This window comes from Streptomyces sp. NPDC057654 (assembly GCF_042800135.1).
Classification (GTDB): domain Bacteria; phylum Actinomycetota; class Actinomycetes; order Streptomycetales; family Streptomycetaceae; genus Streptomyces.
Genome location: NZ_JBHVHQ010001067.1, coordinates 1 through 2,604 on the forward strand (window position 1 = coordinate 1; position 2,604 = coordinate 2,604).

Below are 2,604 nucleotides of genomic sequence, written 5' to 3' on the forward strand. Positions count from 1 at the left end.
GTCCCGCGGTGGCCTGGCCGGGTACGGCGTTCGCCTCGGCGCCGCCGTCGGCGAACGCGGGCGCGGCGGTGCCGAGCGCCATCAGCGAACCGGCAACGACTGCGGCGGCCTTCGTGTACTTCACTGTCGGATTCCCTTTCCGCAGCGACGGGTGTCGCTGTCGGTATCCGTAACGGGACCGCGCGCCGATCGGAAACCCCGCGCGGGGCCTGGTTGCGCCACGCGCCCGTACGACCACCCGAATGCCGCACAGCGGCCGAGCGCGGCCGGACCGACGGGGCCGCGGGTCCACTCCCTTACCCCCCGGCCCGCACGGACGGCCGCCGCACTCCGCCCCGTACCGGCAGGCGCGCCCGTGGCCTGAATCGATGGTCCGTACCGGCGGTCACGCCCGCGGTGCGGGAGTGCGGCCGTACCCCCGCCCCGTACCTCCGACCAGGGCAGCAGCCGTCTCCGGCGGGCTGGGGCGGGGCTCGTGGGACCGCCGGGGCGAGGGGGTGCGTGTATGGGGCATTTAACGCATTGGCAACCGGTTCAACTGGAGTCCCGCAGCCTCTTACATGGCGACGGCATCGCATCTAGTCTGATCACTGCTCGAAGGTTACTCGCGAGTCACCAGCAATGAGGCGGGCCCCGGAGGATGCCGTGACCGATACACAGGCTTTGATCGAGAACCGGCCACCGTCCGTGGCGAACCTGTTCCTCGAACGCGTCGAGGCGACTCCGGACGCCGAGGCGTACCGCTACCCCGTGCCCGCCGCCTCCGGCGAGGGCCCCGACGACTGGGCCTCGCTCAGCTGGCAGCAGGCGTCCCGGCGCGTCTTCGCCGTCGCCGCCGGACTGCTCGACCTCGGCGTGCAGCCCGAGGAGCGCGTCGCACTCGCCTCCAACACCCGCGTCGAGTGGATACTCGCCGACCTCGGCGTGCTCTGCGCGGGGGCCGCGACCACCACCGTCTACTCCTCCACCAACACCGAGGAGACGGCCTTCATCCTCTCCGACTCGGACAGCAAGGTGCTGATCGCCGAGGACGCCGCGCAGCTCGCCAAGGTCCGCGAGTGCCGCCCCGAGCTGCCCGCCCTCGCGCACGTCGTCGTCATCGAGGAAGCGGACGCGGTGGCCGCCGAGGGCGACCCGGAGGGCTGGGTGCTCTCCCTCGCCGAGCTGGAGCGGCGCGGCGCCGCGTATCTGGAGAAGAACCCCGACGCCGTACGCGACCGGGTGCACGCCCTGGAGCGGGACCAGCTCGCCACGCTCATCTACACCTCCGGCACCACCGGCCGCCCCAAGGGCGTCCGGCTGCCGCACGACTGCTGGTCGTACATGGCGCGCGCCATCCAGGCCACCGAGCTCGTCACCCCCGACGACGTGCAGTATCTGTGGCTGCCGCTCGCGCACGTCTTCGGGAAGGTGCTCACCGCCGGGCAGATCAGCGTCGGCCACATCACCGCCGTGGACGGCCGGGTCGACAAGATCATCGAGAATCTGCCGGTGGTCCAGCCCACCTATATGGCCGCCGTGCCGAGAATCTTCGAGAAGGTCTACAACGGGGTCGCCGCCAAGGCTCGGGCCGGCGGCAGCGCCAAGTACAAGATCTTCCAGTGGGCGGCCGGGGTCGCCCGCGAGTACGCGAAGCAGTCGCAGGACAACTTCCGCCACACCGGCAGCACTTCGGTCTCCTTCGGCCTCGCGGCCAAGCACAAGGTCGCCGACGCCCTCGTCTTCGCCAAGATCCGCGAGGCGTTCGGCGGCCGGCTGCGCGCCTGCATCTCCGGCTCGGCCGCGCTCGCCCCCGACATCGGCTACTTCTTCGCCGGCGCCGGCATCCACATCCTGGAGGGCTACGGACTCACCGAGTCCAGCGCCGCCAACTTCGTCAACCCCGGCGCGGCGTACCGCACCGGCACCGTCGGCAAGCCGCTGCCCGGCACCGAGGTCCGGATCGCCGACGACGGCGAGATCCTGCTGCGCGGCCCCGGCATCATGCAGGGCTACCACGGGCTGCCCGAGAAGACCGCCGAAGTCCTCGAATCCGACGGCTGGTTCCACACCGGCGACATCGGCGAGCTGTCGGCCGACGGCTATCTGCGGATCACCGACCGCAAGAAGGACCTGATCAAGACCTCGGGCGGCAAGTACATCGCGCCCGCCGAGGTCGAGGGCCAGTTCAAGGCGGTGTGTCCGTTCGTCTCCAACATCCTGGTGCACGGCGCCGACCGCAATTACTGCACCGCGCTCATCTCCCTCGACGAGCCCGCGATCATGGAGTGGGCCAAGGAGCACGGCCTGGAGGGCCGGTCGTACCCGGAGGTGGTCGCCGCCAAGGAGACCGAGCAGCTGATCGACGGCTATGTGACGCGGCTCAACGAGGGTCTCCAGCGCTGGCAGACGATCAAGAAGTTCCGGCTGCTCCCGCGCGACCTGGACGTCGAGCACGGCGAGCTGACGCCGAGCCTCAAGCTCAAGCGCCCGGTCGTGGAGCGCCAGTTCAAGGACCTCATCGAGGACATGTACGCGGGCGCGCGGGAGGCGTAGCCGCGCGGATACGGGCTTGTGGAGGCGCGTACGGGCGTGGGGGCGCGCGCAAGCAGCGCGCCCCCACCG

At 70.8% G+C, this 2,604-nt stretch carries 1 protein-coding gene; it reads left to right on the forward strand.

Annotation, left to right across the window (positions count from 1 at the left end; all coding sequences use genetic code 11):
• The first annotated feature begins 645 nt into the window (after window positions 1-645).
• Window positions 646-2,535, forward strand: coding sequence for an AMP-dependent synthetase/ligase (locus ACFU99_RS40450; RefSeq protein ID WP_384402807.1), 1,890 nt, complete (start codon window positions 646-648; stop codon window positions 2,533-2,535).
• Window positions 2,536-2,604 lie beyond the last annotated feature (69 nt).